Source organism: Desulfobulbus rhabdoformis, from assembly GCF_016919065.1.
In the GTDB taxonomy this organism is placed as follows: Bacteria; Desulfobacterota; Desulfobulbia; order Desulfobulbales; family Desulfobulbaceae; genus Desulfobulbus; species Desulfobulbus rhabdoformis.
This window is the reverse complement of sequence record NZ_JAFFQA010000003.1, coordinates 169,918-186,152: the sequence shown is the minus strand read 5'-3', so window position 1 is coordinate 186,152 and position 16,235 is coordinate 169,918. Positions and strand designations below refer to the sequence as shown.

The window sequence follows — 16,235 nt, the reverse complement described above, 5'->3', positions numbered from 1 at the left end:
TCACCTGGGAAGAGCACTCCGCCAGGCTGGACACCGGGTCCATAAGGTTAATTTCAACGGGGGTGATTGGTTCTACTGGCGGGGGCAAACTGCCTGGAACTTTCAGGAACGAGTGCAACAACTTCCTGACTTCTTGGAAAAAAATACCGCAGAGACAACATCACAGATCAGATCCTTTTTGGAGACTGTCGGCCGGTTCACCGGGCTGCGGTCAATAGGGCTGCCGAATTTGGCATCCGCACCCATGTCATCGAAGAAGGCTATTTTCGCCCTTACTGGGTGACCATTGAACATAATGGGGTCAATGGCTACTCCCGTCTGCCTAAAGATCCAGACTGGTACCGGTCGGTTGCTAAAACGCTGCCCGAGTATCGTCAGGGAGCCCCCTTTCCGTACTCATTTAACATTCGTGCCTATCACGATGTTCTCTACCATCTCGCTGGATTATACAATCCACTTTTTTTCCCTGGATATCGAACCCACGCACCGATGACGGCACCGGTGGAGTATCTGGGCTATATCAAGCGACTGCCCACCCTGCGCTATCACCACAAGAAAGACGACAAGCTTCTGTTATCGCTTTTACGGCACGGCATTCCTTACTTTCTCTTTCCTTTGCAGCTCAGCAGTGATGCCCAGATTCGCAACCATTCCCGCTTTGCCAATATGACAGAGGCACTGGAATATATCATGGGCTCCTTTGCTCGTTATGCGCCTGCTCACACCGCTCTCATCATCAAAAACCATCCACTTGATGCTGGGCTTGATCATTACCCAACCATTATCAAACGAATCAGTAAACGCTTTGATCTTGAGAAGAGGATCTATTATATGGAGACCGGTAATTTACCTGAATTACTTAACAATGCTCTGGGGACCGTTACGGTCAACAGCACCGTGGGGATGACTGCTCTTTCCCGGCGTTGCCCCACCATTGCACTGAGTAAACCAATTTATAATATTCCCGGCTTAACCTTTCAGGGTATCCTGGATGATTTCTGGACCAATCTGGAAAAACCAATCGGTGGCCTCTATCGAGCCTTTCGCAATACTGTCATCCATACCACCCAGGTTAACGGTGGCCTGTATTCAAGCGAAGGAATCAAGATGCTTGTAAAAAATGCTGTTCCTCGCCTTGAAGCCCTCCGCTCTCCCCTTGAGGAGCTGTTATGAGTGCGTACAACTCTCCTTCAACCGTGCTGATCACCGGCGCAACTGGCAGTATTGGCAGTGCGCTCGCCCAAGCCTATGCGGGAGCGGGGCAAATCCTGTTTTTGCAGGGGAGGAATACTGCACGTCTGCAGGAAGTCGCCGAATTCTGCCGTCAAAAAGGAGCAGAGGTGCACACCAAAGTACTTGATGTACGTAATCTCGATGAGCTACGTGATTGGGTCAGCACAGTAAGCCAGGAAAACACTGTCGACCTACTGCTGCCCACAGCGGGGATAAATGTGAACATTGGCCCGAACGGCCAGGGGGAAACCTGGGAAGAGAGTTCTGCACTCATAGAAATCAACCTGGTAGCCGCCATGGCAGTGGTGGATGCGGCCCTCCCCGCCATGCGGCAGCGTGGCTCTGGACAGATTGGGCTGTTCAGCTCGCTGGCCGCCTACTATGGACTCCCGCTCACACCGAGCTACAGTGCCAGCAAGGCAGCGATCAAGGCCTATGGCGAGGCTCTACGAGGCTGGCTTGCCCCGGAAGGAATACACGTGAATGTGATCATGCCAGGGTATGTGGAATCAAAAATGTGTCGGGAGATGCCCGGTCCCAAGCCTTTTCTCTGGTCGCCGGAACGGGCAGCACAGGTAATCAAGCGACGGCTGGCCCGCAACCAGGCCCGCATCAGCTTTCCCTTTCCATTGAACCTGGGGACCTGGTATCTTGCAGTCCTCCCCTCTTGCATCAGCCAACGTATTCTTCAGCTTCTGGGTTATGGGCATTGAATCGTTTTATGCCTTGATCTGGCCAGCACTCGCTCTTGGCCTGCTCTGCTCCTTTGGTCTTGAGGCCTTAGTTCGACCAAAAGTTTCCCTCCCCTGGCACAGACCGATTTCCTCGCTTGCGCAACACGCGGGACTCTGGCTGGCGGTCTTCTGCTTTGAGTTGGCAGTGTTTCAGCGCCCCTGGTTTGCCGCCGCCGTGGCCCTCTGTTTTCAAACCATTTTAGTCCTGGTCAATAACGCCAAATACCACAGTCTACGCGAACCTTTCTTTGCCCAGGACTTTGAATATTTTCTTGATACCATACGCTTTCCTCGCCTCTACCTGCCATTTTTCGGGATAGGTAAGGCTATCCTGGCAACAATTGGGGTCATCATGGGGATCGGTGTGGGGCTGTATCTGGAGTCACCTCTGACCAGGCCCCTCTCTATTGCTACCTTTCTCTCAGGGATTAGCCTACTGATCATTGGAATCAGCCTGCTGCTTATTGGAGGAACCAGAAAACGCCAACCATTCACCTGGAATCCGAAGAATGATATTCAGACCTATGGATTTATTGGCAGTCTTCTGCCCTATGCGCTGGCTGAAAAAATACAGCCGCAAATCACGCCTCCCTATGCCTCTTCTCCCCCACCGAGCAAAGCGATCAACACCCTCCCCCATCTGGTGGTGATCCAGAGTGAATCCTTTTTTGATCCACGTTCCTGGTACCCTTCTATTGCTCCCAACCTGCTTGCCCATCTGGACAGGCTCAGACACTCGTCCACGACATACGGACAACTCCAGGTGCCTGCCTGGGGGGCCAATACAGTACGAACGGAATTTGGTTTTCTCTCCGGCATCAAAGCTGAACAGATTGGGGTGCACCGCTTCAACCCCTACCGAAAACTGGCCAGCTGGTACCCTTACACCCTGGTGTCTCTCTTGAAGCAGTTGGGCTACAGAACCATCTGCATTCACCCCTATCCGGCTGCATTTTATCGCCGTAACACCATATTTCCTCAATTTGGTTTTGATCAGTTCCTTGACATCAGATGCTTTGATGTCGAGCAGAAAAGCGGCCCTTATATCGGCGATACAGCCCTGGCGGAAAAGATCTGCACAGAACTGACGCAATCAAGCGACGCCCCCCTTTTCGTTTTTGCCATCACCATGGAAAACCATGGCCCGCTCCACTGGGAAACCCCCCTTCCCCATGAAGCGGAACAGTACTGCACAAGCCTGCTACCGGAAGGCTGTGATGATCTGCTCATCTACCTGCGTCATCTGGTCAATGCCGATACCATGGCAGGTATGCTCAGTGAGCATCTTTGCTCTCTCGATAAAGAAGCCTGGCTCTGCTGGTACGGTGACCATGTTCCCATCATGCCCACAGTTTACACAACATTTGGACCGCCTGATGGGAAAACCGACTACCTGATTTGGTCAAACAGAACAGATGGAAGCAGAAGTGAGCAGAAAGAACGGCAGGTGGAAGATCTGGGAAAGGTACTACTCAAAGAGATGAACTTACTTTGACGAGCAAAGTGGCAGCCCCTGCTCCAATGCCTGGCGAAATCGTTCGGCAAAGCGCATCAGGGGAGCGCCATCAATAACATCATGATCTGCGCCTATATTGCATTGCAAGAGTTGTCGTTGAACCGGTTGACCATCAATCACTTGCCACCCCTGTTCCAGTGAGCCAATGGAGAGCGTCAGGCTCATGGGGGTGATCGGAATCACAACAGCAGAGCCCTGTGTGTGCATTCCCATGGAGGTAATCCCAACCGTGCCTGCCAGTTGCTTGAAGCTATAGGGATCCCGCCGCAGATACCACCAGACCAGTCGACGCAGAAAACGAGGCAGGGTAAAAAAGAAATACTCCAGTCGGCTTAAAGGACCGTGCGTGCCCAGAGGGGTAGTTTTGGCCTGCCGCAGCGAATGATCTATCTCGGCAAGCGATTTTGTATTTGCTCCACGAATGATATACACAACCGGCAACAACTGGTTCTCCACCTCCCGCTCCACCATCATTGCCAGATCCACCTCATCAAAGATGACAAGTTTTTTCCGGCCAAGCCGGTAGGCCTGGAGTGAACGATCCGCATCAATGCAGCCTGCAAAAACATGGGCAACGCAGGCAGTCAGTGTGGGTTTGTCTGACTCATTTTGGCTGCGTAATCGCTCCAGCTCCTGGCAGAGCAGGCTCACATCCGGTTGAATCAGCAGGTTGATGATGTTCTTGCGGCGTCCCTCGGCCATGATATCAAGGATGGCATTGCGCATCCTTGGATACAGGGTGATCTGACCAGGAGCCTGGGGCTGCTTCCAGAGATCACAGAACTGCTTTCTTAACGAGGCCTTATGGGTCATGTCATTTTATAACCGGTCCAGCTCCTCACTTAAAATCTCCACCGTCTCCCGAATCTGGGCTTCGGTATGCCGACAGGAAACAAAAAAACGAAGTCGGGCAGCTTTCTCAGGAACTGCGGGATACAGAATTGGCAGCACATTAATACGACGTGCAAAAAGAGCTGCAGATAAGCGGGCAGCGCGAATGGAACTGCCGGTGATTACCGGAATAACGGCGAGTCCTTCGCTGGTTCCCACATCAATCCCGGCTTCCCGGGCAAGTTTGAGAAAGAGTTGTCCGTTGCGCTGCAGTGCTGCCACCCGCTCGGGTTCCTGCTGTAAAATCGAGAGTGCCTTCAAGGAGGCCGCGGCAAGTGGGGGTGACATGCCCACGGAATACAAAAATCCAGGGACAAGAAATTTTAAATGCTCAATCAGAGCAGTTTCTCCAGCGATATAACCACCGCACCCAGCCAGAGTTTTACTCAAGGTCCCCATCCAGATATCCACCTCAGAGCCAGCGACCCCGAAATGCTCACGAATCCCTCCGCCACGCTCTCCCATAACCCCCAGTGAATGGGCTTCATCCACCATAAGAAAAGCTTTGTATTTCTTTTTCAGCTCAATATAGCGGGGCAGCTCGGGAAAATCGCCGTCCATGCTGTAAAGCCCTTCCACCACGATCAAAACCCGCTCGAAATGATGCCTCTGCTCGTTGAGGATGGCTTCCAGCGCCTGCCAGTCGTTGTGGGCAAAGGGGAGTCTGCGCGCTCCGGAAAGGCTGATCCCCTGCAGAATGGAATTATGAATCAGATCATCGTGGAGGACCAGATCACGTGGCCCGAAGAGATAACCAATCGTGGTGACATTGGTGGCATGGCCACTGACCAGGACAATGGCCTCATCCACCTCATAAAACTGAGCCAACGCTTTCTCCAGCTGGCGGTGGACAGGTCGCTCACCCGAGACCAGACGACTGGCGGACACCGAGGTCCCATACCGATCAATCGCTTTTTGGGCAGCCATATTGACCTGCGGATCCCCGGAGCAATCCAGGTAGTTATAACTGGCATAGTTCAGATACTGTTTGCCCTGAATAATCGTGGTCGCCCCGGCCACTCCCCCATGGGTACGAAAAAAGGGGTTTTCAATACCCATACGCTCAGCGCCGCCATTAATAATACGGATCTGCTGATAGCCCGGATGAAGACTGAAGGAACAGAACTGTTCCGAAATATTATCCAGCGCCGCACCGGTTCGTCTCGTTGGAGAGGCGGCGATATCGCTCTTTTCTGCACGCTTGAGTTTCTTCTCCAGTGCCTGTTGAATGAGCTTATCTTTAAGTTGGGCCGTCAGCCCAGGCTGTTTTCTATTCGGCATCAGGTTGAATTATCCGTGAAATTGTCCCTGCCCCTTGGTTCTGGAGATTCTGGGTCAGTTCCTCAATATTGATGCTGGTTTCACTGCCATGTTGGTCGGAAAGATGCTGAACCTGTTGCGCCAGGGCCTCCTGCTCACCGCAGGCTTCGGCTTCTTCATCTGTTCCCCGAAGCTGCGTTGTTATATACTCCGCGAGCTTGGTAATGGTCGGGTTCTGACTGAGAATCAGCACCGGTAAGCGAATGCCAAAGCGTGATTCCAGCGCTCCCACCAGTTCCACGCCCATGAGCGAATCAAGCCCCATGTCATACATGGATCGGGTCGGATCGAGCTTGTCCGGAGCCATGCGCAGAATTTCCGCAACCTCACTCTTGAGCATATCAACACAGACTTGGAGTAACTCTTCTTCAGAGAGTTCTTCCAACATGCGTTGCAGGGCATCGGCATCGCCCTCATCCGTATCGCCCTTGCCACTGGTACGTGCCAGTTCCATGAATTTGGGACTGGAGGCACTGGGCAGAAAACGGGAGAGAGCCCGCCAGTCGATTTCCATCACGCCAAATCCCGACCGGTCCGTTAGCAGTAAATCTTCAAGGATTTCCAAAGCGGCGGTGGATTCTATGGTAGAGCCGCCCATTCTTCCCTGAAGCGCCTCACGGATTTCCGTATTGCGGGCCAGAAAGCCCACCTCCTCGATCGCCCCCCAGCGCACACAGGTTGCCGCAAGACCGGCTGCCCTTCGCTCATGGGCCAGAGCTTCCAGGGCGGAATTGGCTGCCACGTAATTTCCCTGGCCGGGATTGCCAAAGAGCGTTGTGGCAGAGGAAAAAAGAATAAAGAAATCGAGGGGCTGCTTTAATGAGAGTTGGTGAAGATTATAGGCACCGAGCACCTTGGGCAGCATCACCTTTTTTATCTGCGCCGCATCCATGGTACGAATCAGACCATCATCAATCACGGTGGCGGCGTGGACAATTCCCGTTAAAGGTGGCATTGTGGCATCAATTTTATCCAGCAGCAGCTGCAACCCTTCTCGATCGGTGACATCACAGGCTTCTGCCAACACCTGCACATTCGCCTGCCTGAATTCTTCCAGAGCAGCCTTGGCCTCATCGGAAACAGGGCCACTCCGACTGATCAGCACCAGATGACGAGCACCTTTTTCAACCAGCCAGCGAGCAGTTCTCAGACCAAACCCGCCTAAACCACCGGTGACGAGGAAACTCGCCTGTTCTGCGAGGCATAAACTTTCCCGCGGGGCAGGCATAGGTTGAGCGACCTGGCTGACTCCGCTTCGGTACGTGACCACGATCTTCCCGATATGCCGAGCCTGTTGCATGTAGCGAAAGGCATCGACAATATCTTCTGCCTCAAACGTCTTGTACGGCAAGGGGTGCAGGATACCATTACTGAACAGATCCATCACCTCGGCAAAAAGACGCCTGGTCAGTTCGGGACGGGCATACATCAGCTGGTCGGTATCAATACCAAAATAGCTGATATTATTTCGAAATGGACGCAACCCTATCTTCGTATTTTCATAAAAATCACGCTTCCCCAACTCCAGAAAGCGGCCAAAGGGCTTCAAGAGACGAAAATTGCGATTGACCGCCTCACCAGCCAGCGAATTGAGCACCACATCAACGCCCTGCCCACCTGTAACCTCCATGATATCATCAGCATAGGCCAGGCTGCGCGAATCAAAAATATGCTCAACACCCAGTAAACGCAGAAAATCGCGTTTTTCTCGGGAGCCGGCTGTCACATAAATTTCCGCCCCCATCCATTTGGCTATCTGGACTGCTGCAATACCAACACCACCGGCCGCGCAATGAATCAGCAGTCGCTCGCCAGGTTCAAGCTGGGCCAGATAATGGAGGGCATAGTACACGGTGAAAAAAGTACAGGGGATGGTGGCAGCCGCCTCAAAGGAGATCCCCTGGGGTAAATGGGTGATCGCAGTTGCGTTGGTGATGACCCGATCGGCAAAGCAGGAAGGCCCGAAGCCAACTACCTTATCACCGGGAGCATAATGACTCACAGTCGAACCAACACGCACAACCACACCAGCAAACTCTAGGCCAAGCGTTGGGCCGGCAAATCCGTTTTCTATTGCCTCCTCGGAAAGCAGCCCCAGGGTGAACATCAGGTCGCGGAAGTTAAGGCCGGTTGCATACACTTTCACCTCAACCTCATCCTTCCCCAGACTCACCACCGGTTGCTCCTGCCAGCAGAGATTCCCGAGTTTTCCGGCAAAGGAAAAGCCCAAGCGGACAATGCCCTGCTTTTCCCCTTCCCCCACTGCAGGCTCCATCTGGCGGGGTTCACTCTGCAAGCGGGGAACGTAACGCGCCCCAGCACCAGCCAGACAAACCTCCTGTTCTGCATCGGGAAGATCAAGCTCGCGGACGAGCGCGGCCACACTTACTGCGTCCTCAACCCGCTCCAGGTCCACCAGACGCACGCGCAGATCAAGAGCCTCGTTAATCAGGGTACGCCCAAAACCCCAGAGGGCGGCATCACCATAGCCAAGACTCTGCACATCTTTTGCCTGTGTACCGGGCTCACAACCACCAGAGGTGACCAGCCAGCAGGTGGTTGTAATACTGCATTGTTCACAGGCCTGAAGAATCTGCGCCGCCAGTGTACAGCGCTTACTTTGCCGTTCGACTTCAAACACAGCCTCTTGTTTGTCCTCTAGGGAAAGACCTGACAGCAGGAGAAGTCCATCGAGCTCTCCATAACGTGCGGTGGTTTCCTTGAGTAAGGCGCATAACTCCTCTACGCCTGCCCCCTGGGACACGACCACCATATCCCCTTTACGCTGCAACTCGGAGGCAAGCTTGTCGGCCAAAGTGGCGGAAACGCCCTGCTCATCAGCAAGAACAATCCAGGAGCGCGGACCAGCCTGTGCGGCAGTCTGCGCAGGCGGCAACATGCCCTCTGTAGCCTGTCCAACAAGCATATAGGGGCCAGAAAGCGTATCAGAAGAAAAATTAACTTGCGTGATGTTAGTCAGCTGCTGATTTTGCAGCTCCTGCATCCAGAATTGTGCAGAGTTTTGCCGTGAACGGCTGGATTCGGCATCGAAAAACTGCCAGTGCTGTTGCAGACCACCGTAAAGAAAGTCAATCCATCTGGCCGGATGCATACCGGTGACCACCAGAGAGCCTCCGGGAAGCAGGCAGTCGCGCGCCTGATTCAGCACCTGCGTCGCTTCGGCCAAGGTGACAAAATCAAGCGTCACCAGAACAAGCGAACCTCGCGGCAAAGGCTTTGCCTGTGCTTCCTCCTCTTGAAACGCTACAACCTGCATATGCGGATAACGCTCTTCCAAAAGAGGAGCTTTGGCTGCAAAGTCAGAGGCCATCCCTATAAAACTGAAATCACAGCAATGGGGATCCATAACTGCCAAAATATCAGCGCCATGGGTGGGGGCCTCCCGCCCTATCTCAACCACACCGAGCCGGGCTCCTTCTGGAAGTTTCCGCAGAGCATGCTCAATGAGTTGACGCAGGGCCTGGCCCAACCGCTGCTTGCCCTCTCCCCCAAGTACCTGGCAAATAAGAGCTGCCAGGGAATTGCGCTGGGGAAAGATATCGCCAGGTGCCAGCCTTCCCTCGATAAGATCCGCCAGGTGCATACCAATCTGACCAACACCATGGACCAGGGAAAAGGAGTCTGGATAATCAGCCACCATGCTGTTCCAGATATCGGTTGCAGTAACCTCTTCCTCGTCTCCAGTTTGTACGGCATATCCATCGGCTGTTTTGAGCAGAGACTGATCCTCAACCCCCTGTTCCAGTACATACTTAATGTATGGCGTTAACTTGGGCTGGCGTGCACACCACTCTCGAATATTTTCCTGGCTAATCAGCCCATTGGCCCCAGCCAACTGCACACAGGCCTCCCTGATCCAGGCCCCGCAAAGGACATCCAACAGGGGATCGACCTCCTGAGTGTAGCGGCGAGAGGAGCCTGATAGGCCAATGCGGGCCGCCACTTCGCTCAGGATCTCTTCCACCCGCTTGAAGGAAAGTGAAGACGACTCATGCATGCTGTCAGCTAGGGGCATGGGCTCCCACCATTCTTTCAGCAGTTGCAGCCGGTCCGTCGCCCCTTTGCGTAAACGAATTCTGCGAAAACGGGCCTCCTGGATCACGGCCACGCCCCGGCCATCCTCATCAAACAGGGTAAAATCAGCACTGATAGATTGCTCGGTCCAGCGACGCAGCCGCACCTGTGCAAGCGTTGCGACACCGGTCTCTTTGCGATAGGCAATACGCCCCATGCGAACGGGAATAAAGGTCACCCCTTCATTCAGGGCAACCCGTTCTCGCATAAGTTGAATGATCAACTGAAAGGAGCAATCGAGCAACGCCGGATGCAGGTGCATGTGTTGATTTTCCTGCTCCAAATGCTCGGGCAACCGTAAAACCGCCAACACGGATTGCTGATCTATCACCCAGCCATGATCAATACATTGAAAGGCTGGGCCGTAATCCAGGCCCACAATCTTGGTAAGTCCCAGGTGGCTCGCTCCTGTAAAGTCAGGTTGGCGGATGGGCAGTGTCGGAGCCTCCACGCGCAACAACAGATCACCAGGTTCCTGCAGAATGCGACAGACGCCATGAACAGTCCAGGGATCTTCGCCTCCCAGTCCCCGTCCCTGTATGGTGGTACTCCCGTCTTTCTCCTGAATCTGCACCTGGACAAGCTGTGAGCGCTCACTTTCCAAAAGAAGCGGTGACCGAATTTCCAGATCCTCAATCTCGATCAATTCCTGGCCATGCCATGCAAAGGCAGCAGCCAGTCCCAGTTCTGCATACCCGGTACCAGGAAACACCGTTGCCTCGCCAACCACATGATCAGCCAGGCTGGGCACTAGTTGGGTGTCCAGTCGATTTTCCCAGGTGAGTTTGTGCTGGCGTAACGGATACCCCAAGAACGGATGCACCTTGTGTCGATCCAGTGTGCCATAGGCCTCTGGGGTCTGACTGTGCCAGTAGCGCTCCCGCAGAAAGGGGTAATTGGGCAACTGTATAAAAGGCTGGGCTGTAGCAAAATAGCCTGACCAGTCAATGGGGGCTCCGGCAAGAATGGCCTGGCCACAGGCCTCGACAACACGGAGTGGAGCGTCATCTTCGCGATTTATGGTGGGAATAACCCGGCCCTCGGTTTCTGCCCCCCTGATGCAATCATTGAGATAGCTTCGCAGAACCGGATGGGGCCCAACCTCCATAAAAATATTGATGCCATCTGCCTGCATGGCTTCGATCGCCTGCTGAAAGAGGACCGGTTTGCGAATATTCAGCCACCAGTACTCTGCACCAAGCTCAGTGCCCTCAATGCGTTTTCCTGTCACCGTGGAGTACATGGGGACATTCCCCGTAGAGGGGCGCAGGGATGCCAGTGCCCCATATACGCCTTGACGAGTCGAATCCATCACCGGGCTATGAAAGGCGTAATCCAGATCCAGCCGCCGAAAAAAGAGTTCGCGTCGGGACAGCTCGGCCTCCACGATCGCAAGCGCTCCGGGATCACCGGCCAGTGTCGCTCCCCGGTAACTGTTACTTCCAGCCAGGGCAAGTTGTTGTTCAAGCCCCAGAGATGCAAGCAATTCAAGGGATTCTGGCCCACTCATTCCCACCGCGGTCATCTGCCCCTGCCCCTTGGTTGTCCCCTGCAGGCGACTGCGATGATAGATGACAAAGACCGCCGACTCAAGATCAAGAATACCCGCTGCCCAGGCGGCAGCCACCTCGCCAACACTGTGTCCGGCAACGGCGACCGGGACAATCCCTGCACGTTGCAGCATACGGGTGAGCCCGACCTGTAGGGCAAAGAGGGCGGGTTGAGCAATTTCTGTAAACTGATACCGGTCTTCTTCGCCCGTTTTTGACAACTCATCACGTAAAGCAAAACCGGCAAGCGGCTCAAAGGTGGTATCGATCTCTGCAATTGTCTGGGCAAAGAGCGGATCGGTAAGCAGACCGCGCCCCATACCCGCCCATTGCGAACCATTTCCGGAATAGATCAGGGCCGTCCCGGAAGGAGCATCCAGCGCTGTTGCGCTTATTATACCTGGTACATTTTCCCCCTCTGCAGCCTGGGCAAGCAGGGGCGCCACCTGCTCCCCATTCTCTGGCCAGCAAATAAGCCCATGGGGTAATCGTTCACGTCGAAAGGCCGCATTATAGGCAATGGCTGCATACTGTTCGGGATGGAGCTGCACCAGCTCTCCGTAGGCTTTGGCCATGGCGGGAAGTGCATCTTTATCGCGGGCAGAGAGGATCAATGGGGCAACAACCGGGCTCTTCTCTGCAAGATTTCCCTCTGCCTCAGCAGGGGTCTGTAAAATAACATGGGCGTTGGCGCCGCCAAAACCAAAGGAGTTGACGCCAACAGTCACTTGCCCCTCTGCATGCAACGAACGCGGCCGGGTGACGATGTCGATATTGAGCGCATCAAAATCAATATTCGGATTCGGGGTCTCCATACCTATTGAGGCTGGAATTGTCCGGTGGTGCAAACAATTAAGCGCCTTCACCAAACCAGCCACGCCCGAGGCAGCTTCCAGGTGACCCAGATTCCCCTTAACAGAACCGATGGGCAGCGGGCCGGAAGTTCGGCAGGCTCCCAAGGCTTCACCGATAGCCCGTGCTTCCACCGGGTCACCAACAGCCGTCCCTGTGCCGTGGGCTTCGATATAATCCAGGCGTTCCGGGCTGATAGCAGCCTGCGCATAAACGGAGCGCAACAATTCAGCCTGCCGCTTGGGACTGGGCACGGTGAGGCCCGTCTTGCGGCCATCGGCATTGACTGCGGTTGCCGCCACCACAGCCACAATCGGATCCCCATCCGCTTTGGCCTGTTCATACTCCTTGAGAAAGAATATGCCACCGCCCTCGGAGCGCACATAGCCATCGGCATCCGCGTCAAAGACATTGCAAAGCCCACGGGGAGAGAGCATGGAGGCCTTGGAAAAGGTCAAAAATCCATAGGGATGGAGGTGGAGACTCACGCCACCTGTAAGCGCAAAGTCACTTTCTCCAGAGAGAATCGAGCTACAGGCCTGATGAAAGGCCACCAAGGAAGAGGAGCAGGCGGTGTCGATCGCCATACTCGGCCCACAAAGATCAAAAACGTAAGAAAGACGATTGGCGGCGATACTGGCTGTATTCCCGGTGGCGACCGAAGCATCGATGCTGTTTAAATCATCGGCTAAACGATAGGAATAATCGGCACTGGCAATGCCAATAAACACTCCACACTTACTGCCTTTGAGTGAGGATGGACAGATTCCACCATTCTCCAGAGCCTCCCAGGTCATCTCCAGAAGCAGACGCTGCTGGGGATCCATAACCGTGGCCTCCCGGGGGGATATCCCAAAGAAGTGCGCATCAAAGCCACTGACATCGCCAATGGAGCCCGCTGCAAAGGTATAACTGGTACCTGGATGATTTTTTTTAGGGTGGAGAAAAGATTCCTGCGCCCATCGTTCTGCCTGAACCTCGGTAATGAGATTACGTCCATCAAGCAGATCTTTCCAGAAACACTCTTTACTCGTGCCTGGAAAACGAAAGGCGTAACTGATTACAGCAACGCGACGTGTCATGAATTTTATGATATATGGTGAGAAACCGGCATCGGTTCCTGCCGGTGTAAAAAGATTGAGTTACACCTGAATTCGTGAACATTCAAAGGTGCGCCAGTTTTGTTGTTGGGACAGGCCGTAACGCACACTGCATGGGTCTGGCGTACGTATGGATGCCCCGAAGGGCTGTGGAGAGTGCTAAACAGTACAGGTTTGTTCTGACAGAATCTGTGTCCATGAAAGAGGATAAACTGTTCGGCCCACAATCCGCCGTCACGACTCCAGGCAACATTTTGCATATACGTTAGGGTTCTGGCTCATTGCGGTGAGTTTATCTTGGGAGTATACTTTAATTTTCTAAAAAAATAGAGCTTTTCCTTGCTCCCAATTACCCATCTCTGTCTAAGAGCTGCAAACAGACAAAAAACTTCTCTTTTCCTTTACAGCAGAAGGGCTCCGAGCGATTCCAACAGGTTATCTCTATCGGAAAACAAACACCGCACGTCAATTTTCAGCCACTCACCCTATCGAATTCTCTCTCATTTTTCATCCTTTAAATGATTATGACACAAACTGTTACCCCCCCACCAGCCACCTCTTTATTTCTCCACGGCCTTGATTCCTCCATTGAGGGAACCAAGGCCAAGTGGTTTCGCCAAAATTTTCCTCAAGTCCAGATGCAGAATTACGAGGGCACATTGGACCAACGCCTCGCGCAACTGCAAACCCAGGTGGCCCGACTGGAGCGGCTTATCCTTGTGGGTTCAAGCTTTGGAGGTCTCATGGCAACCTGTTTTGCCCTAAGCAACCCCCAAAAATGCCAGCAACTCATCCTGCTGGCACCAGCACTTAACTTTGAGGGATATGAGCCCCCAAAGAAAAAAATAGATGTGCCAACCCTGCTTATCATGGGGCGGCACGATACGGTCTGTCCCCCGGCGCTGGTTCAGCCTCAGGCTGAGGCAACATTTAATGATCTGGAAATTCGCCTGGAGGAAGATGATCATATGCTCCATGCCATCTTCCCCAAGCTGGACTGGGCGGCTTTCCTTACCTGAGCGTTGGCTGCGGCTCGGGCGGCTTGTTTTTTGGTTGCTCATTGGAAAGTAACTCACTTGCCTCCACTAACCGGTAAAACTCAGCCCGGTACCCTTCTGCATCAGCTCCGCGGCCTGTGCGGGCCAGTTGCAGGCAGTCTTGCCAGCTGAAATCCCCCAGATGTTTTGAATGGGTGAGCAGCATACCGTATCCTGCCACGGCGGAGGCAAACTGAAAATCAGCCGACACCTGCTTGTTCCCCGCAGTCACTGCCCGGGAAATCTGTTGTGAAGCCTTTTTTCCTTCGGGTTTGTAGCGCAGTTTCACAGTCATCAGCTCATCACTTGTTGCAGACTGAACTGCGTTCACCTTCTGATACTTCAGGGGATCAAGCTGAGGAATAGCCGTATGCCCGGCAGGAATCAACTCATACAGTGCCGTCACCCGGTGGCCCACCCCGACTTCTCCGGCATCCTTGCTGTCGTCTTTAAAGTCCTCATCGGCCAGCATGCGGTTCTCGTAGCCAATCAGCCGATAGGCTCCCACCTGTGCCGGATTGAATTCGACCTGAATTTTGACATCATTGGCTAATGCAAAGAGAGTGCCGCTCATCTCCTTGACCAGAACTTTTTTTGCCTCCAACAGACTATCGATATAGGCATAGTTGCCATTGCCTTTATCTGCAAGGACCTCCATGGTATCATCATGGTAGTTGCCCATGCCAAGACCAAGAACCGTTAAATAAATTCCATCTTCACGCTCTTTTTCAATGAGACGGGTCAACTCGTCGCGGCTGGTCACCCCAACATTAAAATCGCCGTCTGAGGCTAGGATCACCCGGTTATTACCACCGGGTATAAACGATTTTCGTGCCAGCTCATAGGCGGTACGAATACCACTGGACGCATGGGTCGAGCCACCAGCACGGAGATGTTCAATGGCCTGCAAAATTTCCTGTTGACGATCACCGGATGTGGGTTCGAGGACCACCCGATCGGCACCGGCATAGACAACCAGGGCGACCCGATCTTTTCTATCCAGTTGTTGGACCAAGAGGGGCAAAGCCCGTTGCAGCAGGGGAAGCTTGTTGGCAGACTGCATGGAACCGGAGACATCCATAAGAAAGACCAGGTTGGATGCAGGTAACTGCTCTTTGGGCAGTGCTTTTGCTTTCAGGCCGATACGGGCCAGCAGGTAGTCGGAATGAAAAGGGCTGGCTCCCACCTCAGCCGTCAGGGTAAAAGGATCCTTGCCCTGCGGCTCTGGATAGTCGTAGGAAAAATAATTGATCATCTCCTCAATGCGGACTGCTCCCACCGGGGGTAAACTGCCGCCATTGACAAAACGACGAACATTGGCATAACTTGCCGTGTCCACATCGATACTAAAGGTGGAGAGGGGATCGGCTGCGGCATTGATAAAACCGTTTTCCTGCCGGGCATCGTAGGATTCACGGTTCCATTCCGGAGATTTTTGTGGCCAGGGATCCAAGAAATTTCGCAGGGCCGCTCCCGAACCGGTAGCCATGGGCGCGACGGCCAACGACTTGGACCGCATGGTTGCCATATAATTTCTTTTTGCATCCATCTGAGGCCGGACCTCGGTGAGGGCGACCTCCTGTTCCTGCACCTGGATAGTACCATCCGCCTTTTCTTCTTTATGCAGAGAATCAGTACAGCCGGCAACAAAAACCAGGGAACACAACACTACGAGCGTTTGCTTCTTCATCGTGAGAACTCCTTTTTTTACAAGAGAAGGGGATCTTGAATAATTAGATTTTTCAATCAAGGCCAAGGATTGCGCAAAATTTTACCGCAGGCATATAGTTATATTCCGAGGATAAAATTTTAAGCATGACGAGGTAAGCGCCAGACTCCGCGGGATTGGCAGAAAAAGCAATTATTCAAGGTTCCCATAAATTGATCCATCACTTACATCCGTGATG

The 16,235-nt window shown here is 53.4% G+C and carries 8 protein-coding genes; 4 read left to right on the top strand and 4 right to left on the bottom strand.

What is annotated here, in order from left to right:
- Positions 1-159: 159 nt before the first annotated feature.
- Genes JWJ90_RS02800 through JWJ90_RS02790 form a run of 3 tightly spaced genes read left to right on the top strand, consistent with a single transcriptional unit; the run spans position 160 to position 3,462 of the window.
- On the top strand, positions 160-1,173 hold the full coding sequence (locus JWJ90_RS02800) for a capsule biosynthesis protein (RefSeq protein ID WP_205225666.1): 1,014 nt from the start codon (positions 160-162) through the stop codon (positions 1,171-1,173).
- A complete protein-coding gene (locus JWJ90_RS02795; protein WP_205225655.1) occupies positions 1,170-1,946 on the top strand; it encodes an SDR family NAD(P)-dependent oxidoreductase in 777 nt (258 codons plus the stop codon). Before JWJ90_RS02800 ends, JWJ90_RS02795 begins: the two co-directional genes overlap by 4 nt.
- Positions 1,885-3,462 (top strand): LTA synthase family protein, encoded by a 1,578-nt coding sequence (locus JWJ90_RS02790; protein WP_205225654.1) that lies wholly within the window; start codon positions 1,885-1,887, stop codon positions 3,460-3,462. The genes JWJ90_RS02795 and JWJ90_RS02790 overlap by 62 nt, the downstream gene beginning before the upstream one ends.
- On the opposite strand, the gene JWJ90_RS02785 is transcribed toward JWJ90_RS02790, so the two are convergent.
- The 3 genes from JWJ90_RS02785 to JWJ90_RS02775 are packed head-to-tail and all read right to left on the bottom strand — an operon-like array spanning position 3,454 to position 13,273.
- Positions 3,454-4,296, bottom strand: coding sequence for a 2-oxo acid dehydrogenase subunit E2 (locus tag JWJ90_RS02785; RefSeq protein WP_205225653.1), 843 nt, complete (start codon positions 4,294-4,296; stop codon positions 3,454-3,456). The two genes, JWJ90_RS02790 and JWJ90_RS02785, sit on opposite strands and share 9 nt — an antisense overlap.
- A 6-nt stretch (positions 4,297-4,302) precedes the next feature.
- The gene (locus JWJ90_RS02780) at positions 4,303-5,655 is read right to left on the bottom strand and encodes an aminotransferase class I/II-fold pyridoxal phosphate-dependent enzyme (protein ID WP_205225652.1); all 1,353 of its coding nucleotides are present in this window, start codon (positions 5,653-5,655) and stop codon (positions 4,303-4,305) included.
- A complete protein-coding gene (locus JWJ90_RS02775; protein WP_205225651.1) occupies positions 5,645-13,273 on the bottom strand; it encodes a type I polyketide synthase in 7,629 nt (2,542 codons plus the stop codon). Before JWJ90_RS02775 ends, JWJ90_RS02780 begins: the two co-directional genes overlap by 11 nt.
- Before the next feature lie 542 nt (positions 13,274-13,815).
- Here JWJ90_RS02775 and JWJ90_RS02770 point away from each other — a divergent pair.
- Positions 13,816-14,310 carry an alpha/beta hydrolase gene (locus JWJ90_RS02770; RefSeq protein WP_205225650.1) on the top strand — a complete coding sequence of 165 codons (495 nt, stop codon included), beginning with the start codon at positions 13,816-13,818 and terminating at the stop codon, positions 14,308-14,310.
- Here JWJ90_RS02770 and JWJ90_RS02765 read toward each other — a convergent pair.
- Positions 14,303-16,018 carry a vWA domain-containing protein gene (locus tag JWJ90_RS02765; RefSeq protein WP_205225649.1) on the bottom strand — a complete coding sequence of 572 codons (1,716 nt, stop codon included), beginning with the start codon at positions 16,016-16,018 and terminating at the stop codon, positions 14,303-14,305. The two genes, JWJ90_RS02770 and JWJ90_RS02765, sit on opposite strands and share 8 nt — an antisense overlap.
- Positions 16,019-16,235: the final 217 nt, after the last annotated feature.

Bases quoted from the DNA above. Each gene is read 5' to 3' on its own strand.
- JWJ90_RS02765 (WP_205225649.1), bottom strand. From the start codon at position 16,018: ATGAAGAAGCAAACGCTCGTAGTGTTGTGTTCCCTGGTTTTTGTTGCC.
- JWJ90_RS02780 (WP_205225652.1), bottom strand. From the start codon at position 5,655: ATGCCGAATAGAAAACAGCCTGGGCTGACGGCCCAACTTAAAGATAAG.
- JWJ90_RS02770 (WP_205225650.1), top strand. From the start codon at position 13,816: ATGACACAAACTGTTACCCCCCCACCAGCCACCTCTTTATTTCTCCAC.
- JWJ90_RS02775 (WP_205225651.1), bottom strand. From the start codon at position 13,273: ATGACACGTCGCGTTGCTGTAATCAGTTACGCCTTTCGTTTTCCAGGC.
- JWJ90_RS02785 (WP_205225653.1), bottom strand. From the start codon at position 4,296: ATGACCCATAAGGCCTCGTTAAGAAAGCAGTTCTGTGATCTCTGGAAG.
- JWJ90_RS02795 (WP_205225655.1), top strand. From the start codon at position 1,170: ATGAGTGCGTACAACTCTCCTTCAACCGTGCTGATCACCGGCGCAACT.